Origin of the sequence: Salinarimonas chemoclinalis, assembly GCF_041514305.1 — a bacterium.
GTDB lineage: Bacteria > Pseudomonadota > Alphaproteobacteria > Rhizobiales > Beijerinckiaceae > Salinarimonas > Salinarimonas chemoclinalis.
Genome location: NZ_JBGMWH010000002.1, coordinates 691838 through 715998, shown reverse-complemented (window position 1 = coordinate 715998; position 24161 = coordinate 691838). Strand labels below are relative to the sequence as shown.

General features: G+C 71.4%; 23 protein-coding genes and 1 pseudogene. 11 read left to right on the top strand and 13 right to left on the bottom strand.

Annotation, left to right across the window (positions count from 1 at the left end):
• Window positions 1-18: 18 nt before the first annotated feature.
• The 3 genes from AB9M23_RS07120 to AB9M23_RS07110 form a co-directional block, all read right to left on the bottom strand.
• Window positions 19-1197 (bottom strand): glycosyltransferase family 4 protein, encoded by a 1179-nt coding sequence (locus AB9M23_RS07120; protein WP_372423728.1) that lies wholly within the window; start codon window positions 1195-1197, stop codon window positions 19-21.
• Between the two features lie 47 nt (window positions 1198-1244).
• Window positions 1245-1802 (bottom strand): polysaccharide biosynthesis/export family protein, encoded by a 558-nt coding sequence (locus AB9M23_RS07115; protein WP_372423726.1) that lies wholly within the window; start codon window positions 1800-1802, stop codon window positions 1245-1247.
• A 98-nt stretch (window positions 1803-1900) separates the two neighbouring features.
• A complete protein-coding gene (locus AB9M23_RS07110; RefSeq protein ID WP_372423724.1) occupies window positions 1901-2440 on the bottom strand; it encodes a MarR family winged helix-turn-helix transcriptional regulator in 540 nt (179 codons plus the stop codon).
• A 120-nt stretch (window positions 2441-2560) separates the two neighbouring features.
• On the opposite strand from AB9M23_RS07110, the gene AB9M23_RS07105 reads away from it, so the two are divergent.
• The 3 genes from AB9M23_RS07105 to AB9M23_RS07095 are packed head-to-tail and all read left to right on the top strand — an operon-like array spanning window position 2561 to window position 7304.
• Window positions 2561-4336: an N-acetylglutaminylglutamine amidotransferase gene (locus tag AB9M23_RS07105; RefSeq protein WP_372423722.1), complete on the top strand. Its 1776-nt coding sequence runs from the start codon at window positions 2561-2563 to the stop codon at window positions 4334-4336.
• A 59-nt stretch (window positions 4337-4395) separates the two neighbouring features.
• Window positions 4396-6141 carry an N-acetylglutaminylglutamine synthetase gene (gene ngg, locus AB9M23_RS07100; protein WP_372423720.1) on the top strand — a complete coding sequence of 582 codons (1746 nt, stop codon included), beginning with the start codon at window positions 4396-4398 and terminating at the stop codon, window positions 6139-6141.
• Entirely contained in the window at window positions 6141-7304 is a 1164-nt protein-coding gene (locus tag AB9M23_RS07095; RefSeq protein WP_372423718.1) for an osmoprotectant NAGGN system M42 family peptidase, read from the top strand. The genes ngg and AB9M23_RS07095 overlap by 1 nt, the downstream gene beginning before the upstream one ends.
• Window positions 7305-7863: 559 nt before the next feature.
• Here the strand turns inward: AB9M23_RS07095 and AB9M23_RS07090 are convergent.
• The gene (locus tag AB9M23_RS07090) at window positions 7864-8190 is read right to left on the bottom strand and encodes a helix-turn-helix domain-containing protein (RefSeq protein ID WP_372423716.1); all 327 of its coding nucleotides are present in this window, start codon (window positions 8188-8190) and stop codon (window positions 7864-7866) included.
• Window positions 8191-8308: 118 nt separating this feature from the next.
• On the opposite strand from AB9M23_RS07090, the gene AB9M23_RS07085 reads away from it, so the two are divergent.
• The 3 genes from AB9M23_RS07085 to AB9M23_RS07075 are packed head-to-tail and all read left to right on the top strand — an operon-like array spanning window position 8309 to window position 11221.
• A complete protein-coding gene (locus tag AB9M23_RS07085; protein WP_372423714.1) occupies window positions 8309-9106 on the top strand; it encodes a class I SAM-dependent methyltransferase in 798 nt (265 codons plus the stop codon).
• Window positions 9106-10269 (top strand): MFS transporter, encoded by a 1164-nt coding sequence (locus tag AB9M23_RS07080; protein ID WP_372423712.1) that lies wholly within the window; start codon window positions 9106-9108, stop codon window positions 10267-10269. The genes AB9M23_RS07085 and AB9M23_RS07080 overlap by 1 nt, the downstream gene beginning before the upstream one ends.
• 13 nt (window positions 10270-10282) lie before the next feature.
• On the top strand, window positions 10283-11221 hold the full coding sequence (locus AB9M23_RS07075) for an aspartate/ornithine carbamoyltransferase family protein (RefSeq protein ID WP_372423711.1): 939 nt from the start codon (window positions 10283-10285) through the stop codon (window positions 11219-11221).
• A 50-nt stretch (window positions 11222-11271) separates the two neighbouring features.
• On the opposite strand, the gene AB9M23_RS07070 is transcribed toward AB9M23_RS07075, so the two are convergent.
• On the bottom strand, window positions 11272-11985 hold the full coding sequence (locus tag AB9M23_RS07070; RefSeq protein ID WP_372423709.1) for a uracil-DNA glycosylase: 714 nt from the start codon (window positions 11983-11985) through the stop codon (window positions 11272-11274).
• 34 nt (window positions 11986-12019) lie between these two features.
• Window positions 12020-13537: a bifunctional metallophosphatase/5'-nucleotidase gene (locus AB9M23_RS07065; RefSeq protein WP_372423707.1), complete on the bottom strand. Its 1518-nt coding sequence runs from the start codon at window positions 13535-13537 to the stop codon at window positions 12020-12022.
• A gap of 210 nt (window positions 13538-13747) precedes the next feature.
• Here AB9M23_RS07065 and hemH point away from each other — a divergent pair, with 210 nt between their 5' ends.
• Window positions 13748-14902 carry a ferrochelatase gene (hemH, locus tag AB9M23_RS07060; RefSeq protein ID WP_372423705.1) on the top strand — a complete coding sequence of 385 codons (1155 nt, stop codon included), beginning with the start codon at window positions 13748-13750 and terminating at the stop codon, window positions 14900-14902.
• Between the two features lie 67 nt (window positions 14903-14969).
• On the opposite strand, the gene AB9M23_RS07055 is transcribed toward hemH, so the two are convergent.
• Both AB9M23_RS07055 and AB9M23_RS07050 read right to left on the bottom strand, forming a co-directional pair.
• On the bottom strand, window positions 14970-15224 hold the full coding sequence (locus AB9M23_RS07055; RefSeq protein WP_372423704.1) for a YjhX family toxin: 255 nt from the start codon (window positions 15222-15224) through the stop codon (window positions 14970-14972).
• Between the two features lie 223 nt (window positions 15225-15447).
• The gene (locus AB9M23_RS07050; RefSeq protein WP_372423702.1) at window positions 15448-15798 is read right to left on the bottom strand and encodes a DUF805 domain-containing protein; all 351 of its coding nucleotides are present in this window, start codon (window positions 15796-15798) and stop codon (window positions 15448-15450) included.
• A gap of 169 nt (window positions 15799-15967) precedes the next feature.
• Here AB9M23_RS07050 and AB9M23_RS07045 point away from each other — a divergent pair, with 169 nt between their 5' ends.
• A complete protein-coding gene (locus tag AB9M23_RS07045; RefSeq protein WP_372423700.1) occupies window positions 15968-16780 on the top strand; it encodes an enoyl-CoA hydratase in 813 nt (270 codons plus the stop codon).
• Window positions 16781-16885: 105 nt separating this feature from the next.
• A pseudogene (locus AB9M23_RS22570) lies at window positions 16886-17053 on the top strand (patatin-like phospholipase family protein); the annotation flags it as partial.
• Window positions 17054-18632: 1579 nt separating this feature from the next.
• Here AB9M23_RS22570 and AB9M23_RS07035 read toward each other — a convergent pair.
• Entirely contained in the window at window positions 18633-19136 is a 504-nt protein-coding gene (locus AB9M23_RS07035; RefSeq protein WP_372423696.1) for a hypothetical protein, read from the bottom strand.
• A gap of 205 nt (window positions 19137-19341) precedes the next feature.
• On the opposite strand from AB9M23_RS07035, the gene AB9M23_RS07030 reads away from it, so the two are divergent.
• The gene (locus AB9M23_RS07030; RefSeq protein ID WP_372423694.1) at window positions 19342-20505 is read left to right on the top strand and encodes a M24 family metallopeptidase; all 1164 of its coding nucleotides are present in this window, start codon (window positions 19342-19344) and stop codon (window positions 20503-20505) included.
• Window positions 20506-20512: 7 nt separating this feature from the next.
• Here the strand turns inward: AB9M23_RS07030 and AB9M23_RS07025 are convergent, their stop codons facing one another.
• Window positions 20513-20929 carry a DUF4864 domain-containing protein gene (locus tag AB9M23_RS07025; RefSeq protein ID WP_372423693.1) on the bottom strand — a complete coding sequence of 139 codons (417 nt, stop codon included), beginning with the start codon at window positions 20927-20929 and terminating at the stop codon, window positions 20513-20515.
• A gap of 95 nt (window positions 20930-21024) precedes the next feature.
• The gene (locus AB9M23_RS07020; protein WP_372423691.1) at window positions 21025-21750 is read right to left on the bottom strand and encodes an SDR family NAD(P)-dependent oxidoreductase; all 726 of its coding nucleotides are present in this window, start codon (window positions 21748-21750) and stop codon (window positions 21025-21027) included.
• A gap of 162 nt (window positions 21751-21912) precedes the next feature.
• Between AB9M23_RS07020 and AB9M23_RS07015 the strand changes: the two genes are divergently transcribed.
• The gene (locus AB9M23_RS07015; protein WP_372423689.1) at window positions 21913-22200 is read left to right on the top strand and encodes a hypothetical protein; all 288 of its coding nucleotides are present in this window, start codon (window positions 21913-21915) and stop codon (window positions 22198-22200) included.
• Window positions 22201-22539: 339 nt separating this feature from the next.
• Here the strand turns inward: AB9M23_RS07015 and AB9M23_RS07010 are convergent, their stop codons facing one another.
• Entirely contained in the window at window positions 22540-23436 is an 897-nt protein-coding gene (locus tag AB9M23_RS07010) for a sugar kinase (protein WP_372423687.1), read from the bottom strand.
• A gap of 215 nt (window positions 23437-23651) precedes the next feature.
• The gene (locus AB9M23_RS07005) at window positions 23652-24122 is read right to left on the bottom strand and encodes a hypothetical protein (RefSeq protein ID WP_372423685.1); all 471 of its coding nucleotides are present in this window, start codon (window positions 24120-24122) and stop codon (window positions 23652-23654) included.
• Window positions 24123-24161: the final 39 nt, after the last annotated feature.

The following is a 24161-nucleotide window of genomic DNA, read 5'->3' as shown; positions in this document are numbered from 1 at the left end:
ACGGGCGTGAGAGAAGACTTAAGCCGCCCGAATTTCCGCTGCGGAAGACGGACGCGGTTCGTCGATGTCGAGCGCGGCGGCGTAGGCCGCGAGCACGCCCTCGGCCATCGTGTCGAGGGCGAAGCGGCTGCGCACGTGGGCGGCGAGCGCCTCGGCCTGCGCACGGCGCGAGGCCTCGCCCTCGTCGAGCTTCGCCGCGATGGCGGTGGCGAGGCGCTCGGCGTCGTCGGGCGGGATCAGGCCCCGGTGCTGTGGCCCGAAGATCTCGGGGATGCCGCCGACGTCGGTCGAGACCATCGGCTGCGAGGCGGCGGCGGCCTCGAGCACGACGTATGGGAGAGACTCCGCCCGCGACGGCACGACCATCACGCGCGCGCGCCCGAGCGCCTGGCGGATGGGGCAGGGGCCTTCGAAGGTGATCGCGCCGGAGAGCCCCAGCTCGGCGGCGCGGGCGACGAGTGCCTCGCGGTCCGGCCCGGAGCCGACCGCGAGCAGCGTGATCGGCCGGCCGGCGGCGTGCAGCCGAGCGAGCGCGTCGAGCAGCGTGTCGATGCCCTTCGCGGCGCGCAGCTCGCCGATGTAGAGCAGGTCGAAGGCGGCGCCGGAGGTGTCCACCGGCTCGAATTCCGCGTCCGAGATGCCGTTGTAGATCACCCGCACCCGCTCCTCGAAGCCGCCGACGTTCGCCGCGAAGCGGCCGGCGATGAAGGCGCTCTCGAAGGTGAAGACCTCGGTGCGGCGGGCGAGCAGCGCCTCCACCGCCATGTAGACGCGGTGCGCGGCGGTGCCGGGACGATAGTTGAAGCTGCCGCCGTGGGGCGTGTAGAGGCGCGCCACGCGGGCGTTCGCGGGCAGCGGCAGGAGGCGGGCGTAGGCGCCGCCCTTGGCGCCGTGGGCGTGGAGGATGTTCGCTCCGGTGTCGCGCCGGACCCGCCCGAGGGCGCGCAGCGCGGAGAGGTCGCCGAGCCCCGGGTTGCGCGCGATCGGCACGCGGTGGAGGCCGAGCGACAGGCGCGGGGCGAGCTCGGCGAGGGCGGCTTCGGTGACCGCGTTGCCCGTCGTCGAATCGCAGAAGATGCCGACGTCGTAGCCGCGGGCGAGCTGCGCGCGGGTGAGGTCGAGCACGTGCCGGAACAGGCCGCCGAGCGGCGCGCGGAACACGTGCAGGATGCGCAGGTGCGGGGTCTTCGTCGCCATCGTGTCGCCTCCGGTGCCGTCGCCGGCGCGGGGGCGGCGGTGCGCGTTCAGAGCCAGCGCTCCGCGACGACGATCGTGTCTCCCGGCCGGACCGGAAACGTCATTGGCACGGCTTCCGTTACCATCGCGTCACCGACCGTGCGGGTGATCTCCGCGCTCGTGCGTGCCGCCCGCGGGGTGAAGCCGCCTGCGATGGCGACGGCGGTCTGCACCGTGATCCCGTCGACGTAGGGGAACTGCCCCGGGCTGGCGACCTCGCCGAGGATGAAGAACGGGCGGTAGGTGTCGACCTCGACCGCCACCTGCGGGTCGCGCAGGAAGCCGCCGCGCAGGCGCTCGGCGACCCGCGCCTCGACCGTGCGGGTCGTTGCGCCCGTCACCGGAACCGCGCCGATCAACGGCATGGCGATCGTGCCGGCGGGCTCCACCGTGTAGAGGTTCGAGAGGTCGTCCTGGCCGAAGACGATGACGCGCAGGCGATCGCCCGCGGCGAGCCGGTACTCCCCCTCCGGGCCGGGCTCGAGCCGGCGCGGCTGCGCGGTGACGCAGCCCGCGAGCAGCGGCGCGCCGAGGAGGAGGGCGAGGGCGTTTCGACGGTGAATCATGCGCTTGAACCATCCCGTATCCGGTTCGAGCTTTACGCGCGCATGGTTAACCGACCGTCACTCCGGTCGCGGGTCGCGCCCTCGTTCCTGCCGCAGCGTCAATCCGGCTCGCCCGCATTCCCGCGCAGGAGGGCGGCGACGGTGCGGAAGGAGGCGACGAGCCCCTCCCGCTCCCGGGGAGCGAGGCGCGCCAGAGCGTCGAGGGCGGGCGGCGGCAGCAGCGTCGGCGCCGCGGAGAGGGCGACGTCCCCCGCCGCGGTCAGCCGCGTGTGGACGATCCGCCGGTCCGCGGCGTTGCGGTAGCGCTCGACGAAGCCGCGCTCCTCCAGCTTGTCGAGGATGGAGACGACGGTGCCGGCCGAGAGGTGGCAATGGCGCGAGAGCAGGCTCGTCGTGACCTCTCCGCGCACGCGCACCGCCTGCATGACCACGATCTGCGGGATCGTCAGGCCCGACGCCCGCGAGATCGCCTTCGAGCGCGTGTCGATCGCCTGCGCGATCACGCGGATCGCCTTGGTGAGCGCCTCGATGTCCGCCTCGACCGGTTCCGGGCCGGGTGCGGTCGCGAAGCCGTCGGCCAGCGACCCAGCCGCGAGCGCGGCTTCCGGAACGAAGCGCAGCCGTTCATCGTTCGTCATGCGTGGACCTCCGGAGATCATTTGACATCAAAACATTCGAGCTGTAAACATCCGATCTCAAACGAACGGGCGAAACGCCTCGCCGCCTGGGCGGGGCACAGGAGAAGGCGAAACCACGACATGTGCGGAATCTGCGGCGAGCTCACCTTCGACGGCTCTCCGGCCTCGGCCGACGCCATCATCCGGATGACGGACGCGATGGAGCGGCGCGGGCCGGATTCGGAGGGAGTGGTCGCCCGCGGCCGCGTGGCCTTCGGGCACAGGCGCCTGCAGATCATCGACCTGTCGTCGAAGGGCGAGCAGCCGATGGTGGACGCCGCGCTCGGCCTGACGCTCGCGTTCAACGGCTGCATCTACAATTATCCGGAGCTGCGCGCGGAGCTGGAAGGGAAGGGCTACCGCTTCTTCTCGACGAGCGACACCGAGGTGATCGTCAAGGCGTACCACGCCTGGGGCCCGGATTGCGTCACCCGCTTCAACGGCATGTTCGCCTTCGCCATCCACGAACGCGAGAGCGGGCGCGTGGTGCTGGCGCGCGACCGCTTCGGCATCAAGCCGCTCTACCTGGCACAGACGCCGCGGGGCCTGCGCTTCGCCTCCTCGCTGCCGGCGCTCGTCGCGGCAGGCGACGTCGACCGGACGATCGACCCGGTCGCGCTGCAGTTCTACATGAGCTTCCACGCCGTGGTGCCGGCGCCGTGGACGATGCTGAAGGGCGTGCGCAAGCTGCCGCCGGCGACGGTCCGCATCATCGAGGCCGACGGCGCGACCACCGAGAAGCGCTTCTGGGCACTCGACTTCTCGCGCTCGGCGCAGGACGAGGAGCGCTCCTTCGACGAGTGGCGCGACCTGACGCTCGACGAGCTGCGCAAGGCCGTGGCGCGCCGCATGGTGGCGGACGTGCCGGTGGGCGTGCTGCTCTCGGGCGGGGTCGATTCGAGCCTGATCGTCGGGCTGCTGGCGGAGGCGGGTCAGTCTGGGCTGCGCACCTACTCGATCGGCTTCGAGGAGGCGAACGGGGAGAAGGGCGACGAGTTCGTCTATTCCGACCTCATCGCGAAGCACTACGGCACCGATCACACGAAGATCTTCATCCCCTCGGTGGACATGCTCGAGGCGCTGCCGGACACGATCCGCGCCATGTCGGAGCCGATGGTCTCCTACGACAACGTCGGCTTCTACCTGCTCTCGCGAGAGGTGGCGAAGCACGTCAAGGTCGTGCAGTCGGGGCAGGGCGCCGACGAGGTCTTCGCCGGCTACCATTGGTACCCGAAGGTCGACGGCTCGAACGATCCCGTCGGCGACTACGCGCAGGCCTTCTTCGACCGCTCGCACGCGCGGCTGAACGAGCATCTGGGCGCGCAGTGGCGGCTCGACCGAGACGAGGCGCGCGCTTTCGTCGAGGCGCACTTCGCGCAGAGCGGCGCCACCGACCCGGTCGACAAGGCGCTGCGCCTCGACTCGACGATCATGCTCGTCGACGACCCGGTGAAGCGGGTCGACAACATGACCATGGCCTGGGGCCTCGAGGCGCGCGTGCCGTTCCTCGACTACGAGCTGGCCGAGCTCGCCGCGCGCATCCCCTCGCGCCACAAGCTCGCGCACGGCGGCAAGGGCGTGCTCAAGGAGGCCGCGCGCAAGGTGATTCCCGCGGACGTGATCGACCGGCCGAAGGGCTACTTCCCCGTGCCGGCGCTCAAGTACATCGAGGGTCCGACCCTCGACATGGTGCGCGACACGCTCGGCTCGCGGAAGGCGCGCGAGCGCGGGCTGTTCTCGGAGGCCTACCTGCAGCGCCTCTTCGACGATCCGCGCTCGGCGATCACGCCGCTGCGGGGCTCGGAACTCTGGCAGGTGGCCCTGCTCGAGACCTGGCTGCAGAGCCACGGCGTGTGAGCCGCCGCCCGAGAGACACCGACCCGACCACCCGAGACGGAAGAACCCGGGGGCAGACCATGACCGATCTCCATCGCACCGACGCCGCGCACGTCGACCCCGCCGCCGTCCTCGCCCGGCCGAGCGCCGCGATCGACTGCGGCTGGGGCCGGCTGCTCTTCGGCCAGACCTTCGAGGACATGCGCGAGCTCGCCGAGGCGATGCGCGGCGAGCGGCCGGACCGGCGCGACATCGCCGTCTACATCCGCGATCCGCACGTGGCGCTCGCCGCGGCGCCGCAGGAGATGTTCCTCGATCCGTCGCACACCTACCGGCTCGACCTCGCGCGCTACGCGAAGAGCGAGCGGGCGCATCACGGCTTCGACGTGCGCCGGCTCGACTCGCGGGCGGACGCCGATTCGGTGAACCGGATCTACGCCGCGCGGGGCATGGTACCGGTGCCGCCGGAATTCTTCTGGGCGCGGCGGGATTCGCGCGCGATCATCCACCTCGTCGCCGAGGACGACGTCACGGGCGCCATCGTCGGGACGGTGACGGGCGTCGACCACGCCCGCGCCTTCAACGACCCGGAGAAGGGCTCCTCGCTCTGGTGCCTCGCCGTCGACCCGCAGGCGACCCAGCCGGGGGTGGGCGAGGCGCTGGTGCGTGCGCTCGCCGAGCTGTTCCAGGCGCGCGGCGCGGTGTTCATGGACCTCTCGGTCATGCACGACAACGAGCACGCGATCGCGCTCTACGAGAAGCTCGGCTTCGAGCGGCTGCACGTCTTCACCCTCAAGCGCAAGAACCCGATCAACGAGAAGCTCTTCGCCGGACCCGGCCCGGAGGAGGAGCTCAACCCCTACGCGCGCATCATCACCAACGAGGCGCGCCGCCGCGGCATCGACGTCGAGGTCACCGACGCCGAGGGCGGCTTCTTCCGGCTGACCTACGGCGGGCGCTCGGTGCATTGCCGCGAGGCCCTTTGCGAGCTGACCAGCGGCGTCGCGGTCTCGATCTGCGACGACAAGGCGGTGACCCGCCGCATCGTCGCGCGCGCGGGCGTGGTCGTGCCCGAGCAGATCGGCACGGACGCGCCCGCGGACGACGAGGCGGCGCTGGCGGAGTTCCTGAACGCGCACGGCTCCGTCGTGGTGAAGCCCGCGCGCGGCGAGCAGGGCCGGGGCGTCGCGGTGGGCGTCGAGACGATGGAGGACCTGCGCGCCGCGATCGCCGTCGCCCGCGAGCAGTGCGAGCGGGTGCTCGTCGAGCAGAAGGTGGCGGGCGAGGACCTGCGCCTCGTCGTCATCGACTTCCGGCTCGTCGCGGCCGCGGTGCGCCGCCCGGCACGGGTCGTCGGCGACGGCGAGCGCACGATCCGCGAGCTGATCGAGCGCCAGAGCCGCCGGCGCATGGCGGCCACCGGCGGCGAGAGCCGGATCCCGCTCGACGGCGAGACGGAGCGTTGCGTGACGAAGGCCGGCTACGCCCTCGACGACGTCGCCCCGGACGGCACCGAGATCGTGGTGCGCCGCACGGCGAACCTGCACACGGGGGGCACGATCCACGACGTCACCGCCCACGTGCATCCGCGCCTCGTCGAGGCGGCGGTGCGCGCGGCGCGGGCCATCGACATCCCGGTCGTGGGGATCGACTTCATGGTGCCCTCGCCCTATGAGCCGACCTACGCCTTCATCGAGGCGAACGAGCGGCCCGGCCTCGCCAACCACGAGCCGCAGCCCACCGCGGAGCGGTTCGTGGACCTGCTCTTCCCCCTGTCCATCCCGGCCGCCGTGCGGCAGGCCCACAGCTTCGAGCGGCGCGACTGATGCAACGGCTGACGATCGACACGGCGTATCTCCGCGACAGGCTCGCCGAGCTCCTCGGCATCCCCTCGCCCACGGGCTACACCGACTCGGTCGTGCGCCACACCTCGCGGGAGCTCGAGCGGCTCGGCCTCGCCTACGAGATCACGCGCCGCGGCGTGGTGCGCACGAAGCTCACCGGGCGCCGCCGCAAGCCGGCGCGCGCGCTCGTCGGGCATCTCGACACGATCGGCGCGCAGGTGAAGCAGCTCAAGGAGAACGGCCGCCTCGAGCTCGTGCCGATCGGCAACTGGTCGGCGCGCTTCGCGGAGGGCGCGCGGGCCACGATCTTCTCCGAGAAGGGCACCTATCGCGGCACGATCCTGCCGCCGAAGGCCTCTGGTCACGCCTTCAACGACGAGGTCGACACGGCGCCCGTCGGCTGGCAGCACGTGGAGCTGCGCGTCGACGCCCTGGGCCGCTCGCGGGCGGATCTCCTCAAACTCGGCATCGACGTCGGCGACATCGTCGCCATCGACCCGCAGCCCGAGTTCCTCGAGAACGGGTTCATCGTCTCGCGCCACCTCGACAACAAGGCCGGCACGGCGGCGATGCTGGCCGCGCTCAAGGCCCTCGTCGACGCGCGGCTCGAGCCCGAGGTCGACACCTACTGGCTGTTCACCATCGCCGAGGAGGTGGGGGTGGGCGCCTCCTCCGCCTTCGGCGAGGACGTGGCGGCGGTGGTCTCCGTCGACAACGGCGTCACCGCGCCGGGACAGAACTCCGACGAGTTCGGCGTCACCATCGCCATGGCCGACCAGACGGGCCCCTTCGACTTCCACCTCACCCGCAAGCTCGTGCGCCTCGCCCGAGAGAACGACATCCGCTTCCAGAAGGACGTCTTCCGCTACTACCGCTCGGATTCCGCCGCGGCGCTGGTGGCCGGCCACGACGTGCGCACGGCGCTGATCACCTTCGGCATCGACGCCTCCCACGGCTACGAGCGCATCCACATGCACGCGCTGCGCTCGCTGGCCGAGCTGATGACGGCGTACGTCGCCTCGCCCGTGGAGATCACCCGCGACGTGAACGAGATCACGACGGGGCTGAGGGGGTTCACGCACCAGCCGATGAGCCGGGCGGAGCAGCGGGCGGCGGGGCCGGGGGAGGGGGAGGAGGGGGTTTGACATCATGATTGACGCCGATCGGCTGGACTTCGCGTGGGATCCGGAGCTTCGCCCGATCGGCGAGAACTCTTTTGAGAAAGAGTCATTTGAAGCTTGGTATGATCGAAATCGCGTTCGTGTTCCGAACTAGAACCGCGGATATTGGAGCAGTGGATATATCGGCATTGGGCACACTCACCATACACCTGGATACGATTAGAGTGCCTGTCGTGGAGCCTTGAATCTTGGCAGGGTGCTGAGATCGTCAGTCGTGTTTTCAATCATGCTTGGGAACATGCGAACGCGCAGTTCGACTTTGATGCCTTTCAAGGCTTCTCCGGCAACGATCCGCGTCCCACAGCTCGGCCATTTTATCGGCAAGGAACGTGGGATTATCCGCCTCTCGTGTTGGATACGCCCGATGGCATTCGATTTCACGAGCGAGAGTTGCCTCACGTCCGATATATTGTGATTGAAGGTCACCAACGACATCGTTAATTGCGGGCATTGATCGAATTAGACAAGATTCCCACAAATATTCAGCATCAATTTTTTGTTTTGAGATTGTCTCCGAAGCCGGCTACTCCAACGCCACCCGCACCGCCACGTCCACCTTCTCCAGCTCCCGCTCCCCCAGCCGGCTCACCCGCGTCGTGATCCTCTGAAGCAGCCGCGCCCGCGCGCCTTCGGGCTCCACCGGCGGCGCGCGCGAGAACAGGTCGAGCGGGTCGACGCCGAGCGCCGCCGCGATCTTCTTCACGGATTTCAGCGTCGGCTCGCCCTCGGCGCGCTCGAGGCCGACGAGCTGGTCGGAGACGCCGGCGCGCTCGCCGAGCTGCGCCTGCGTGAAGCCCCGTGCCTCGCGCAGCGCCCGCACGTTCGCACCGAGAATCGCCTCCAGCTCCACGCATCGCCCTCCACGTGATGTGGCTTCCGTCCGAATCGGAAAATCGGAGGTGGCCAGGAACCACGATCCTCGGGTTCGGTTGCGGTGTCCAGGCTCTACACCTGGAGGAGACGACCCGATGGAAGCGCACAGGTTCACGGCGCTCGCGCGCGAGGCGTGGGACGAGGCCGCCCCGATCCACTGGCAGCATACGCAACGGCTGGTAACGGCATTCGAGAACCCGCAGACGAGCTTCGTCACGCCGATCCACGCGGCGGAGCTCGCGCGGGCGGGGCTCGAGGGCGCCGAGGTGGCGCAGCTCAATTGCAACAACGGCCGCGAGCTGATCTCGATGACGCGGCTCGGGGCCCGGCGCGGCGTCGGCTTCGACATCTCCACCGGCTTCGTCGATCAGGCGCGGCGCCTCGCCGAGGCCGCCGGCGCTCCCTGTACGTTCGAGGCGACCGACGTCTACGAGATCTCCGGGCGACACGACGGCCGCTTCGACCTCGTCGTCGTGACGTCCGGCGCGCTTTGCTTCATGCCGGATCTCGATGCCTACGTGCGGGTGGCCAAGCGCCTGCTGAAGCCGGGCGGCCGGCTGAACATCTACGACTGCCATCCGATCATCGACATGCTCGAGCTCGACCGGGATCGCGGCGAGCGGCCGGTCGCCTTCGTTCGGTCCTACTTCGACAAGCGGCCGCTCCCCCATCGCTCGGGTCTCGACTACGTCGGAGGATCGACCTACGACGCGAAGGAAATCTACTACTTCCACTACACGCTCGAGGACATTCTCTCGGCCGTGCTCGGCGCGGGTCTCCGGCTCGAGACGTTCAAGGAGACGGGAGAGGATCCGTCGCACGCCTATCCGTCCATAGAGGCGAGCGAGATCAAGCCGCCCCTGAGCTTCATGCTAACCGCGCGGGCGGGTTGATGGGAACGCGCCGATCCGGCGCGGCGCTGATCGCTTGCGTCGCCCTGTACTCCATCGTGCTGGGCGGCGTGTACGCCACCCTGGCGGTGGATCTCGCCGCGCGCGGCTTCGGTGCGCGGGACGTCGCGATCAACGCCGCGATGACGCCGCTCGGCCTCTTCGCCGCCGCGCTCGTGCTGCCGCGCCTGATCCGCGGTGCGGTGCTTCCGTGGCTGGTGGCGGCCCTCGCCGCGACGGCGCTCGTCATGCTCGGCCTGGCGCTCACGCGCTCCTACGCGGCGTGGCTCGGGCTGCGCTTCCTGCTGGGATTGTCGGCCAACGCCCTGTTCGTGGTGGCCGAGAGCACGCTGATGATCGCGATCCCCGAGCGCAGCAGCGGCCGATTCCTGAGCCTCTACAACGGTATCGTAACGGGCGGCTACGCGTTGGGGCCGCTGTTCCTCGCGGTCGCTCCGATGAGCCCGCCGGCCGCGCTCTTGGCCTGCGTCGCGGTCGTGGCGCTCTCCGCGATCCCGCTCGCCGTGGGGCTCCCGCGACACCATCTCGCCTTGCCGCCGCTCGAGGTCGGCTCGGGCCTCGTCCTGTTCGCGCTTTCCGCGCCCGCACTGGTCGTGGGCTCGGCGGCGGTGGCGATCTTCGACAACGCGGCGCTCGCCCTTTTCCCGGTGTTCGTCATGGAGACGGGCCACGGCCGCGACGTCGCGCTCGTTCTGCTCGCGGCTCTCCTCGGCGGTGCGACGCTCCTGCAATGGCCGATCGGTGCGATCGCCGATCGCTGGAGCAGCCTCGGCATGCTGCGCACCTGCGCCGGCGCCACTGTCGCGTGCTGTGCGGCGTTGCCGGCGGTCGCCAACGCCCCCGCGGCGCTCGGCGTCCTCGGCTTCGTCGCCGGCGGCACGGCGTTCGGCACCTACTCGATGATCCTGGCGCTCGTGAAGGAGCGCTTCGCCACGGGCGCCCTCGTCACCGCCAACGCCGCGCTCGGCGTCACCTGGGGTCTCGGCGCGCTGGTCGGCGTGCCGGCGGTCGGCACGGGCATGGACGCGGCCGGCCCGCTGCTCTTCGGTCCTCTGGCCGCGGTTCCCTTCCTCGTCCTCATCGCCGCGAGCCTCGCCCCGATCCCAGGCCGGGCCGCCGAGGCCGGCGAACGGCGATCGCACTGAAGAAAGGTCGACCATGCGCAACACTCCCGCCGTCCAGAGCCTCGTCTCGATCGAGCAGCTCGGCCGAAGCGACTTCGAGGCGATCTTCGCCGCGGCTAGGATTCATCGCGCGACGCTCGCGCGGGGAGAGCGCCTCGGCGAGATCACCGGCAAGATCGTCGCGACGGTGCTCCTCCAGCCCAGCACGCGCACGCGCCTGAGCTTCGAGGCCGCTGCGTTGCGGCTCGGAGGGGAAACTCTGAGCCTGTCCGATCCGTCGGCGTCTCGCGCCGGATCGGAGTGGCGAGAGAGCCTCGCGGACACCGCGCGCGTCCTCGACGGCTACGCGGACGTCGTCGTCATGCGCCATCCGGCGGTCGGGGCCGCAGCCCACTTCGCGCAGGCGAGCGGAATTCCCGTCGTCAATGCGGGGGACGGCGCCGGACCCGGCTCGGAGCACCCGACCCAGACTCTCATCGACCTGTTCACCATCGACGATCTGTGCGGCAGCCCCGACGGGGCGACGGTCTGCATCGTCGGTGACCTGAGCCAGCGCTGCGTACACTCGCTACTGAGAGGCCTTTGCACGTTCGCTGACGTCCGCGTCCTCGCCAAGACGGAGGACGAAACCCGGCTGAGCGCGGACGAGCACGACCGCCTCGCCGCCTGCGGGCTGCGCTTTCGCTACGTCGACGATCTCCGCGAGGCGCTCGAGGAGAGCGATGTCGTCTACGCTTGCGGGCACGAGGACCCGGCGCACGACGTTCCGCAGAGCATGCGGCTCGCCCCCGAGATCCTGCGGGCGGCCAATCCCCGCATCCGCGTCCTGCACCCGCTCCCACGCGGGCCGGAGCTGCCGCCGAGCCTAGACGCCTCGCCGGCGGCAGCCTATTTCGAGCAGGCCGGCAACGGCGTGCCCGTCCGCATGGCGGTTCTGGAGCGCATCCTCGCGCCGACGACTCGTGGTGCCTAAGTGGAACGCCGGTCGGCGGCCACCCCGTCCGCGTGAGGCACGCGCGCCCTTCAAGCGCTGCCCGGTACGCTCCAGTCGACGCCCTCGTCCCCGTGCGCCGCGAGCCAGGCGTTCGCCCGCGCGAAATGCCCGCAGCCGGGAAAGTCGCGGCGGCGGTTCAAGGGGGAGGGGTGGCCGGTCTCGAGGACGAGGTGCTTGTCGCGGTCGACGAGGGCGGCGCGGGCGCGGGCCTTGTCGCCCCAGAGCAGGAAGGCGACGCGCGGGCGTTGCGCCGAGACGGCGGCGACCGCGTCGTCGGCGAGCTGCGCCCAGCCGAGCCTCAGATGCGCGCCCGCCTTGCCGGCCTCCGCCGTCAGCGCCGTGTTGAGGAGGAGCACGCCCCGGCGCGCCCAGCCCGAGAGATCGCCGCGGCCCGGCGCGACGGACGCGCCGTCGGCGGCGCATTCGGCGAGGATGGTCTTGAGGGAGGGTGGCAGCCGCCGGCCGCCGACGTAGGAGAAAGCGAGGCCATGGGCGTCGCCCGGGGACGGGTAGGGGTCCTGGCCCAGCACGACGACGCGCACGCGCGCGAGCGGGGTCAGCGTCAGCGCCGCGAAGACGTCCTGCGGCGGTGGTACGAGCGCCGCGCCGGCCGCGAGGCGGGCGTCGATCGCGTCGCAGACGCGCTCGGCGGCGCCGTCTCGGAAGAAGGGCAGGGCGGTCCAGCCGGCTCCGTCCGCCGCCTGCCGCTGGCGCTCGCGGAAGTCCGCGAGCGCCTCTCTCATCGGCCCCGTGCCGGGTCCCGTCATCGCGAGCCGGTCACTGCTGGATGACGATCCGCTCGCCGACGGTCATCTCGCCGATGCCGTCGTTGGCCGCGATGTAGTCGATCACCTGGCTCGCCATCAGCTGGCCCGCCGCCGCGTCGACCAGCGTCTCGCCGCCCGCGAGCATGCCGTAGCCGTCGCCGCCGCGCAGCAGGAAGTCGTTGGTGGCGAGGCGGTAGGTGGCGTTCGGGTCGAGCGGCGCGCGGCCGACAGTCACCTCCTGGACCCGCGAGCCGGGCGCCTCGGACGGGTCGACCACGACGGACAGGCCGGAGATCTGCGCGAAGGAGCCGGCCGCCTCGGGCAGGCGGGCGTAGCCGTGCTCCAGCGCGAGCTTCAGGTCCTCGCCGGAGATGGTGACGAGCACGGTCGTGTTGCCGAAGGGCAGCTCCGAGAAGACGTCGCGGCGCGTGAGCGTCGTGCCGGGATCGTAGGTGCGGTCGGCGCGGATGCCGCCGCCGTTGGTGAGCGCGACGTCGGCGCCCGTCGCCGCGCGCATGGCGTCGGTGATGACGTTGCCGATGGCGGTCTCCATCGAGCGCACGCTGGCACGGCGCGAATCGAGCGCGATCGCCGTGTCGCCGATGGCGACGTCGAGCGCTTGCGAGAGCTCGGCCTCGTAGCCCTCGACGATCGCGGCGATCTCGGCGTTGGGCTCGACGCCGGCGGTATCGACGATCTCGAAGCGCGGGCGCCAGGACACGTCGCGCTCGTCGCCGTCGATCTCGAGCGTGACGTCGAGGCGGGTGACGACCACGTAGTCCGCCTGCGAGGAACTCTCCACCATGGCCGTGCGGCCGTCGTAGACGACGCGCAGGTCGTGGTCGTGGCCGGTGAGGATCACGTCCGCGAGGCGCCCGTCGTACATGGCCAGATCGACGTCGCGACCGGAATGGGCGACCGCGACGACGATGTCCGCGCCGGCCTCGCGCAGGGCTGCGGCCTGGGCGGAGGCGGTCTCCAGCTCGTCGGCGAACCGCACGTCGCCGGGGCTCGACACCTGCGCGGTCGTGGCGGTGGTGAGGCCGAAGAAGCCGATCCGGACGCCCTCCACCTCGACGAGCCGGCCGTCCTCGTGGCCGGGCAGCGGCTGGCCGTCGGCGCCGCGCACGTTCGCGGCGAGGATCGGGAAGGTCGCCTCGCCGGCGCGCTCGAGATAGACCTCGGGGCCGAAGTCGAACTCGTGGTTCCCGGGCACGAAGACCGCCGGATCGAGCGCGTTGAACAGCGCGATCATGTGCGCGCCCTCGTCGAAGCCGCACAGCAGGCAGGGCGAGATCGTGTCGCCGGCATGGATCAGGAACGTGTTGGGATTCTCGGCGCGCTCGCCCTCGAGGACGGCGGCGAGCCGGGCGACGCCGCCGCGGCCGTCCCGGCTCTCGCCCATCCGGTCGATATCGTTCACCGAGACGAAGCTGATCGTGACGTTCGTCTCCTGGGCCGCCGCGAAGCCGAAGGTCGCGAGGACCGCGGCGCCGGCCAGGAACCCGCGCATGGAAGCCTTGAACATGTGTGATTGCCCCTTGGAAAGGATCGCGGGCGCGACAATAGCGCCCGCGATGCGCTTTGTCTTGTCGCGTAGCCATCTCCGCTCTTAAATCGTGCGTATGCGTTTGAGATGTGCGCGCAGGCCCTCTATCTAGGGGGCTGCGCGGGCGCCGCGCTCGTGCGAACGCGACGCCCCCGCGCCGGACCCGACGAGACCCGAGGACCGCCACCCGTGAACGAGATCGTCCAGCCCGCCTCATTCGACCTCCAGGCCGCCCGCCGGCCGGATGGCGAGCGCCCGCAGCCCGCGCGCCACGAGGCCGCCCGCGCCGACGACGCCCGCGAGGCGGAGTTCCGCTCCGTGCGGCTGCCTTCGGACCATCCGCAGGTGAGAGCGGGGCGGCTGGGCGTGCTGATCATGAACCTCGGCACGCCGGAGGCGACGTCCTACTGGCCGATGCGCGCCTACCTCAGGGAATTCCTCTCCGACAAGCGGGTGATCGAGACGCCGCGCTGGCTGTGGTGGCCGATCCTCAACCTGATCATCCTCCAGACTCGCCCCAAGAAGAAGGGCCGCGACTACGACCTGATCTGGAACAAGGAGCGCGACGAAGGCCCGCTGAAGACGATCACCCGCTCGCAGGCCGAGCAGGCGCAGGCGCGTCTGCGCGAGATCGCCGGAGACCGCGTCGTGGTCGACTGGGCGATGCGCTACGGCAAGCCCGCGGTGAAGCCCGCGCTCGAGAACCTGCTCGCCCAGGGCTGCGACCGCATCCTGCTCGTGCCGATGTACCCGCAATATTCCGCCGCGACGTCGGCGACGGCCTGCGACAAGGCCTTCGAGGCGCTGATGACCATGCGCTGGCAGCCCAGCGTGCGCGTGGCGCCGCCCTACCACGACGACCCGGTCTACATCGAGGCGCTGGCCGATTCGATGAGGAAGGAACTCGCCAAGCTCGACTTCGAGCCGGAGATGATCCTCACCTCGTTCCACGGCGTGCCGCGCAAGTACCTGCTCCAGGGCGATCCCTACCATTGCCACTGCGCCAAGACCTCGAGGCTCCTGCGCGAGACTCTGGGCTGGCCGAAGGAGCGCTGGATGCTCACCTTCCAGTCGCGCTTCGGACCCGACGAGTGGCTCCAGCCCTACACGGACGAGACCGTGAAGGGGCTCGCCGAGAAGGGCGTCAAGCGCCTCGCCATCGTCGCCCCGGGCTTCTCGGCGGACTGCCTCGAGACGCTCGAGGAACTCGACGGCGAGAACCGCGAGATCTTCGAGCACAACGGTGGCGAGCAGTTCGCCTACCTGCCCTGCCTCAACGATTCCGAGGAGGGGATGCGGGTGATCGACCACGTCGTGGCGCGCGAGCTGCAGGGCTGGCTGTGAATCCGCGGGCAATGGGGGCGCCCGCCGCCGGGGCGGCGGGCGCGTCTTTCGGGGTCGTTTCAGCGCGTCAGCGGTTGTCGAGCTGGGCGCGCACCGCGGCGAGGCCGCGCTGCGTGATGCGGTAGGGCGCGCCTTCGCGCGAGGCGATGAGGCCGCGTTTGCGCAGGCGCTCGAAGAGCGCGAGCGGGAAGCCGGCGAGGCGGTGGCCCTCTCTCGTGAAGCAATCGGCGCCGACGATGCGGCGGCCGTCGCGGACGTGGCGGACGAAACCGCCCTGCGCGAGCGCGTGAAGCACGCGCTGCTCGTGCTTGGAGACGTTCATGGATGTGCGAAAGCCCGTGTCGCGGGGACGTGCGCCCGCCCTCCCGGACGGCCGTCGCGCGGCGCGGGTCCGGGTCTTCGGGGCGGGCGTGCCGAGGGGCCGCGAAGATCGCGGCCCGGTCAGCGCACGGCGACAAGCTCTCGCATCGAGGCTCCATGAGCGAACGGAGGGCAGCTAAACCATCCGGCCGGACGTGGTCAAGGCAGCCGTATCGTGCGAGCCGTCACACACCCGCCCGCGCCAGCGGGTCCGGACCGAAGCGGTTGTCGCCCGGCGTGCCCTCCAGCAGGCCGAGGTCGATCAGCGCCCAGAGGAAGCCGACGACGGGGATGAGCAGCAGCAGGCACCACCAGCCTGACTTGTCTCGGTCGTGGCAGCGCTTGATGTGCAGCATCAGGCCCGCGAGCTGCAGCACGATGGTGATGATGAAGGGCACGAGCCCGTCCGTGCCGAACAGGATCGTCGAGATCAGGGCGACGACGAGCAGCGCCGCGACGCCGATCCACCAGCGGCCCCGCTCGATGCGCCCCTCCGGCGTGGTGAACATCCATTTCCAGTCGAGATTGGTCGGCATTCCGGTTCCTTCCTGTCGTGCATTCGCGGCCTGCGGGAGCACGCGATCGCGAGCTTCGCCGTAGGTCAACGCGCGCGACCGCCCGTGCGTTTCGCCGCCGGAGACGGCGGATGACGCGCGGCCCGGCGCGGGCTACACCCGGAGCGTCTGGATCGCGGAAGGATTGGCGATGAGCGCGACGCGTGACGAGGGAGCCGGCGCGGGCCGGGTGCGCCACACCATCGAGGACGGCGTCGCGCGGATCGTGTTCGATCGCACGGCGGCGCGCAACGCCTTCACCTTCGCCATGTACGAGGAGCTGCACGACCTGTGCGGCGCGCTCGAGGCCGACGCCGCGGTGCGGGTGGTCGTGCTCTCGGGGGCGGGCGGCAAGGCCTTCGCGGCGGGGACCGACATCGCGGCCTTCCGCGACGTGCGCACGGCGCAGGACGCGCTCGCCTACGAGGACCGCATCGAGCGGGTGCTCGGGCGGCTCGAGAGCCTCGCCAAGCCGACGATCGCGATGATCGCCGGCGCCTGCACCGGCGGCGGCGCGGCGATCGCGGCCTGCTGCGACCTGCGCGTCGCGGAGGCCGGAGCGCGGATCGGCTTCCCCATCGCGCGCACGCTCGGCAATTGCCTGTCGGTGCGCAACCTCGCGCGGCTCGACGCGCTCGTCGGCACCGCCACCGTCAAGGAGATGATCTTCACCGCCCGCCTGCTGCCGGCGCCGGAGGCGCTCGCCAAGGGCTTCCTCACGGAGGTCGCCCCCGATGCGCAGGCGCTCGAGGCGCGGGTCGCGGAGCTCGCGGCGACGATCGCGAATCACGCGCCCCTGACCCTGGCCGCGACGAAGCGTGGCCTCGCGCTCGCGCGGGTCGGCGCGCGGGCGCAGCCGGGCGCGGGCGACGATCTCGTCGTGTCCTGCTATACGAGCGCGGATTTTCGCGAGGGCATGGAAGCCTTTCTCGCCAAGCGCGCGCCCCGCTGGCGGGGACGCTGAGGCCGGCGCGGCGCAGCGCCCGCGCCGCGGCCGCGACCGCGCGCTTTACGCGACCCCCGATCCTGTGGCCTCATCCCCACCCGGACAGGCTGCGGGAGGGGGGAGATGGCGAACGAGGCGCCCGGGCGGGCATGCGACGTCATCATGAAGGGCGGCGTCACGTCGGGCGTCGTCTATCCGGGGGCGGTGCTGGCGCTGGCGACGAGCTACCGATTCCGCTCGATCGGCGGAACGTCGGTCGGCGCGATCGCCGCCGCGATCACCGCCGCCGCCGAGCTGAACCGTCAGGGTGGCGGGTTCGACGTGGTCGCCGGCCTGCCGAAGGACATCGCGCGGCGCCTGCCGGGGCTCTTCCAGCCGGCGCCGGAGGCGCGCGCGCTCTACGCGATCGTGCGCCACGGGCTGATCGAGCGCCGGTTCGGCCGCGCGGCCTGGACGCTCCTCCTGCATCACGGCCAGTTCGTGATCGTCGGCGCGATGGTCGCCCTCGTGCTCGGGCTGGTCTCGACCGCGATCGGCGGGAGCCTCTTCGCCGCGCTGTTCGCGCTCCTCGTCTTCGCGATCGTGACGGTGGGGCTCGGCGCCTGGAGCGTGGTCGCCGGCGCGACCGGGGTGCTGCGCGAGAACTTCTGGGGCCTTTGCCCGGGCCCCACCCAGCCCGACGCGGAGGGCATCGGCCTCGCCGACTGGCTCGCCGAGGCGATCGAGGCCGCGGCGGGTCGCGCCGCGCCGGAGGATCCGGAGGCGCTGCGTGCGCCGCTCACCTTCGGCGATCTCGCCGCGAACGGCCCGCCCGACGCGGCGGAGGACGCGCCCGGCCGCATCACCCTCGCCATGATGACGACGAACCTCGCGATGCGCCGGCCCCACCGGCTGCCGGAGCTGGCGCGGACCGGGCCGGGCGAGGCGTTCTCGGCGCTCTACTTCGACGAGGCCGAGTTCCGCAGGGTCATGCCCGGCTGGATCGTCGATTGGATGACGCGGGGACCGAAGGCCGAGCGCGGCCCGCAGGAGAGGCTGTGGCGGCTGCCGGGGCCGGACGACCTGCCGGTCGCGGTCGCCACGCGCATGAGCCTGTCGTTCCCCATCCTGATCTCGGCGGTGCCGCTGCACGCGCCCGACCGCGGCGGCACGATCCGCCGCGTCCTGTTCAGCGACGGCGGCCTGTCGAGCAACTTCCCGATCCACTTCTTCGACGCGCTCCTGCCGCGCCGGCCGACGTTCGGCATCTCGCTCGAGCCCTTCGGCACGCTCCACACGGCGCCGCGGGTGATGCTGCCGACCGATCCCGATCCCGACCCCTGGCGCGGCTACCTGGAGCCGGAAGGTCCACTCGGCTTCCTCGCGATCGCGCTCGATTCCACGCAGGAATGGCAGGACCGGCTGCAGACCGCGTTGCCGGGCTATCGCGAGCGCGTCGCCGACGTCTACCTGAAGAAGGACGAGGGCGGCCTCGACCTCGCCATGCCCGAGGAGACGATCGCGGATCTCACGGCGCTCGGCGCCCAGGCCGGCGCACTGCTCGCGAGCGGCGCGTTCGACTTCGAGGACCACCGCTGGCGCCGCTTTCTCGTCGCCTACGCCCGGCTGGAGGAGACGCTCGCATCGAGCGCCGAGCGGTGGGGCGCGGGCGTCGGGCCGAACGGGCGCACGCTCGCGCAGGAGATCGCGGCGATCTCCGAGGCGCCGACGAGCTTCGGCGGCACCTCTCCGGCGACGATGAGGGCGATGCTCGCGCGCTTCGACGCTCTGATGGCCCACGTCTCGACCTGGAAGGGCCCGCTCGCGCCCCGGGCCGACATCCCCGAGCCCGAGAGCGCGCTGCGGATCACCCCGCGGCCGTGAACGCCCGTCAGCGCTCCGTCACGCCGAGCCGCGCGGGGATCTGACGTCCACCCTCGTAGTGCCCGATCCAGATGTCGTATTGGCCGGACAGCGGGTTGGTGAATTTCAGCAGCGGGTCGAGATTGCCGCCGCTGTCGTCGTCGCAGTGCCAGGCCCCGCTCGGATCGTTGATCACGAGGATCGTGTCGGCGCTGGAGCGCACGAAGAACGTCAGCGCGAAGCCCGGAGCAGCGGAATAGTTGACGCGTACGTCCGGTGCATCCGCGATAGATCCGTCACAACCTGAAACGGACCTCGCGTTACGCGTGCCGCCGGCGCGGACATTGATCCAGCGCGGATCGTTGGGAAAATTGGCATTGAGGTTGAGCGTCCCGAAAGACGGGTTTCGGCCGACGTCCTGCCCGACCGTCGGCGACCCTCCGAGCGTCGCGAGTGCGAGCGCGGCGACGAAAACACGAAACATGAACGCCCCCTTCCTGCAGTCACCCCGCGCCTCGTGCGCGATCTGCATGCGGCCGACACTATACACAGGCGAATACCGTTGAATAGCGCTCACGGCCGCGCTTGCCGGTCGGCGGAAATGCGAGGATTACTGCGGGGTGCAGCATGGCGGACGTCGAGACGAGAGATCGGTGGCTCGGGTGGCGGCCACCGCTTACGATCCGCACTCGCGGCACGTCATCGTCGATACGTCGGGATCACCGCAGGGCGCAGCAATGAGCGACTCGAAGAACCTCCACTTCACGCGAGCCGAGCTCGACGGGCGCGTCGCCGCGACCATCGCCGCCATGGAGCGCGACGGGCTCTCGGCGCTGGTGATGTTCCGCCAGGAGAGCATGTACTGGCTCACCGGCTACGACACGTTCGGCTACGTGCACTTCCAGGCCATGGTGCTCACCACCGACGGACGTCTCGTCCTCCTGACCCGCTCCGCGGACCGGCTGCAGGCGGCGTTCACGTCGACGGTGGAGGACGTGCGGGTGTGGCGGGACCGGGAGGGCGCGACGCCGGAGGCCGAACTCGCGGGCATCCTCCGGGAGCTCGGCCTCGCGGGCAAGCGGCTCGGCGTCGAGTACGAGGCCTGGGGGCTCACCGCGGCCAAGGGCAAGCGGCTCGAGGCGGCCCTCGGCGACGCCTTCGCGCTCGAGGACGCGTCGCTCCTCGTCTCGCGCCTGCGCGCGGTGAAGAGCGCGGCCGAGATCGCCTGCGTGCGCCGGGCGGCGGAGCTCGCCGATGCGGCGCTCGCGGCGGCACAGGCGCGGGCGATGGCGGGCGTGTTCGAGGGCGACATCCTCGCCGACATGCACGGGGCGATCGCGCGCGGCGGCGGCGACGATCCGGCGAACGAGTTCATCATCGGCTCCGGGCCGGGCGCCCTGATGTGTCGCTACTACACCGGCCGCCGGACGGTGTCCGCCGACGACCTGCTGACGCTGGAGCATGCGGGTGTCTACCGGCACTACCACGCGGCGCTGATGCGCACCTTCGTCGTCGGCCGCCTCGATCCGCGGCTCGCGGCGATGCACGCCGCCGCGCGGGAGGCGCTGCTCGCGACGGAAGCCGCGCTGCGGCCGGGCAGGCCCATCGGCGAGGCCTTCGACGCCCATGCCCGCGTGCTGGACGCCGCCGGCTTGCACCACGCCCGGCTCAACGCCTGCGGATATGCGCTCGGCACGACCTTCGCGCCGAGCTGGATGGACTGGCCCATGCTCTACGCGGGGCAGACGTACGAGGCGCGCCCGGGCAACGTCTTCTTCGCCCACATGATCCTGTTCGACGAGGCGGCGGGGCTCGCGATGACGCTCGGCCGAACCTCGCTCGTCGGCGAGCGCGGAGCCGAGCCGCTGTCGGCGGCCTCGCTCGACCTCGTGCGCGTCTGAGCGCCGCTCAGGCGCTCACGCCGGGAATGCGCAGGAGCTGGCAGCCGGAGATCTTCCAGCTGCCGTCTGGCTGCTGCTCGAGCGAATAGATCGCCCGCCAGGCGACGCCCGCCTGGTCGATGATCGTCACTTCCTGAATCGGGCCGGCGGCCGTCTCGCGATAGGAATCGAAGCTGAAGTCGCGCGGGCGGTAGACCGGCGGGTAGCCCTGCCGCACCATCGCCATGAACCGGTCGTGGCTCGGGAAGAGGCGCTTGATGCCGGGCGCGGCGTGGGAATAGGCGAGGGCGCCGTCGTCTGCGAGGAAGGCGCGCAGCTGCCCCTCGATCACGGATCGCGCCGCCGCCTCGTCGGCGCGGGCACCGGCGGTGGGCAGGACGGCGGCGGCGAGGAGCAGCGTCAGGGCGGCGAGGAGAGCGCGCATGAAAGGGCTCCGGGTGGCGGATCACACGTCCTCACCGACGTAGGCGCCGGGTGGTCGCCGGCAAGCGCGGCTGCGTCGATAGGTCACCATGCGCATCACCACGGCAACGGCTCGCCGCGATAGTCGTAGAAGCCGCCCGTCGCGCTCGGGGCGAGCCCGTCCAGCACCGCGAGCAGTCGCGCTGCGGCCACCTCGGGCGTCGCCACCGAAAGGCCGGCCTTGGCGAAGGGGGCGGTCAGCCGCGTGTCGACGGTCCCCGGATGCATCGCCACGCACAAGGCCCGTGGCCGGCGGCGGGCGAGCTCGATCGCCGCGGTGCGGACGATCTGGTTGAGCGCGGCCTTGGACGCCCGATACGCGTACCAGCCACCCAGGCGGTTGTCCCCGATCGAGCCGACCCTGGCCGACAGCGTCGCGAAGGTCGCCTTGCCATCCTCGGCGAGGCGCGGGGCGAGGTGCTTGACGAGCAGCGCCGGCCCGATGGCGTTGACGGCGAAGCTGCGCGCCATCGTCTCGGGGTCGATGTCCCGCCAGGAGCGCTCGGGGCGTATCTCGGCGTCGTGCAGGAGGCCGGTCGCGTCGATCACGAGCGTGAGCGGCGCCCCCGCGAGCCGCGTGTCGAGACCCGCGGCGAAGGCGGCGATCGTCGCCTCGTCGGCCACATCGAGGGGCGGGGCGCCGGCGCGGGAGGCGCGCAGCACGGGCGCGAAGCGTCCGTCGGCCACGAGCGCGTCCGCGAGCGCGGCGCCGATGCCGCCCGACGCGCCGACGACGATCGCTGCGCCCGGGGGAACGGCCGGGGCGGGGGAGGGTGCGTTCATGGCTGCGGAAGAAGGGCGCGCGGCGGGTCCGACAAGGCCGCTCCGCCTTCGATCCACCACATTCACGCGGCCGAATGTGGCGAGCCCGCGCCATCGCCGCACCAGACGGCGAGGCTCGTGTGCGACGGGGGCCAATTCCGGAACAGGGAAGGACGCTCCGCCATGCCGTCGTCATCCACCGCCCGCCGGCCCGCAGCCGCCGCGCACGCCGACCCGCACGACATGCTCCCCGCCGTCCAGGAGACGCTCGCGATCCTGGCCGATCTCGCCTTCGCCCACGCCTCCGCCCGGGAGCGCCTCGCGCTCTGGGACGGGCCGGAGGCGGTGAAGACCGAGATCGCCCGCGACCTCGACGCCCGCCACGCCGCCGCGGCGGCGCCCTACGAGCGCCGGCTGGCCGCGCTCCAGGAGCGCGCCGCCGGCACCCGGACTCTCGCCGCGGTGGACTGACGTCGAGGTGGGCTGACGTCGAGGTGGGCTGACGTCGAGGTGCCTACGCGTCGAGATCGCATGTGCGCTGTACGGGGGCAGCCCCGACCGACGAGCCGCGCCGCTGCCGACGCGCGATCGGGGACTCCCCTCTCCCTCGTGGAGAGGGGTGGGGGGTGTGGGGCTTTCGGAACGGGGCTGCGCGCCGATGCCGTCCGGCGTCGCCGGAGGGCTGCATCGGCCGGGTTACAAGTCCTGCACGCCCCCCCACACCCGCCCCTCCCCACGAGGGGGAGTGGAGACCGTCGGCGGGTTGCGCTACAGGATTGGTCCTCTCCGCCGCGTTCGGCGCTGGCCTCCTCAGGCGGCGCGCTCGGGGAAGCGGGTCATCGCGGTCTCCACGTCCGCGCGGGTGGGGAGGCTCGCCTCGTTGCCGAGGCGCTGGATCGCGTGGGTGGAGGCGCCCCGCGCGAAGGCGAAGTGGTCCGCCCAGGTGCCGCTCGGGTTCGCCAGATGGGCCCAGACGTAGGCGCCGTGGAAGATGTCGCCCGCGCCGTTCGTGTCGACCACCATCTCGCCGGGTATGGCGAGCGAGGGCATGTGGCGCGCCTCGCCGGTCTCGTCGTACCAGACCATGCCGCGCTCGCCCATCGTGACGCCGCCGACGCGCACGCCGCGGCTCTTGAGATAGTCGAGCATCTCGCCCGGGGAGAGGCTCATCTGCTCGCACAGGCGCTCGGCCACGACGGCGACGTCGATGAAGCCGAGGAGTTCGTGCGTGTTCGTGCGCAGGCCCCCGCCGTCGAGGGAGGTGAGCATGCCCGCCTCGCGGCAGGTGCGCGCGTAGTGCAGCGCTGCGTCGGGCTGGTGGCCGTCGAGATGCAGCGCGCGGCAGCCGGCGAGGTTCAGCGGCGGGAACGGGTGCAGGAAGTCGTCGTCGCGGCAGCGCACGATGGCGCGCTTGCCGCCTTTGGGCATGATGAAGGACAGCGAGCTCTCGCGCACCTTGCGGTGATGGACGCTGATGCCGTAGCGCGCGGCCATGTCGATGAACATCCGCCCCAGCCAATCGTCCGCGACGGTGGCGAGGAGGTCGGGGGCGATGCCGAGCTTGGCGCAGCAGAAGGCGGCGGAGACGGCGTTGCCGCCGAAGGAGATGGCGTAGTCCTGCGCCACCGTCTTCTCGTCGCCCGTCGGCAGGTGGTCCGTGACGAAGGTGACGTCGATGTAGGCCTGCCCGATGAACAAAGCTTCCAACGGCCGCTCTCCTGGGATGGTCTTCCGGGTCGGTGCGAGCGGAAGGGATCACGGCCCGCGCGCGCGCGCAAGAGGGCGCGTGCAGGTTTCGGCCGAGGACGGGCGGCGGGATTGAAACGCTTCAGGCGCAACCTCTCGCGACGAGGCGCGCGCTCGGGTACGGGACGCCGGCGCGGGCGCGTCGGCGTCCCGGTGGTTCGGGGCGCATGGGTGGCTCAGCCGACGAGCATCGCCATCGCCGGCACGGCCAGCACGAGGCCGGTGGTGATGCCCAGCGCGAGCAGCCGCTGGCCGCGCTGATCCACCGAGGCGCGCACGCGCCGCGCGGCGGTGGAGGCCTCCATCGTGCGGCCGTTCAGGCAAGAGCACAGGATGCGGTGCGCGTCGCCCTCCGACAGGCCGAAGAAGGCGACGCCGTCGCCGAGCCGGTCGCTCTCCAGCCCCTGCCCGCGCAGGACCGGGTCGTGGTAGGCGACCGTCAGAGGAGAGTCGTCGGCACGCATCAGGTGGCGCGTCTCGCGGGGCTGGAACTCGATATCGCCCAGCGAATGGAGCCGGCGGCGGGGATCCGCCTCCAGCAACTCGACCCAGCGCTCCAAACGCTCGCGGCGGGTCAGGACCTCCTTGGGAGGCTGGTACGCGACATCGGCAACGCTACGGAGCTGTTCAACACGCTTGTGTTCCATCGAACCCTCCTCTGGCGACGGTACGGTCCTCTCCGGACG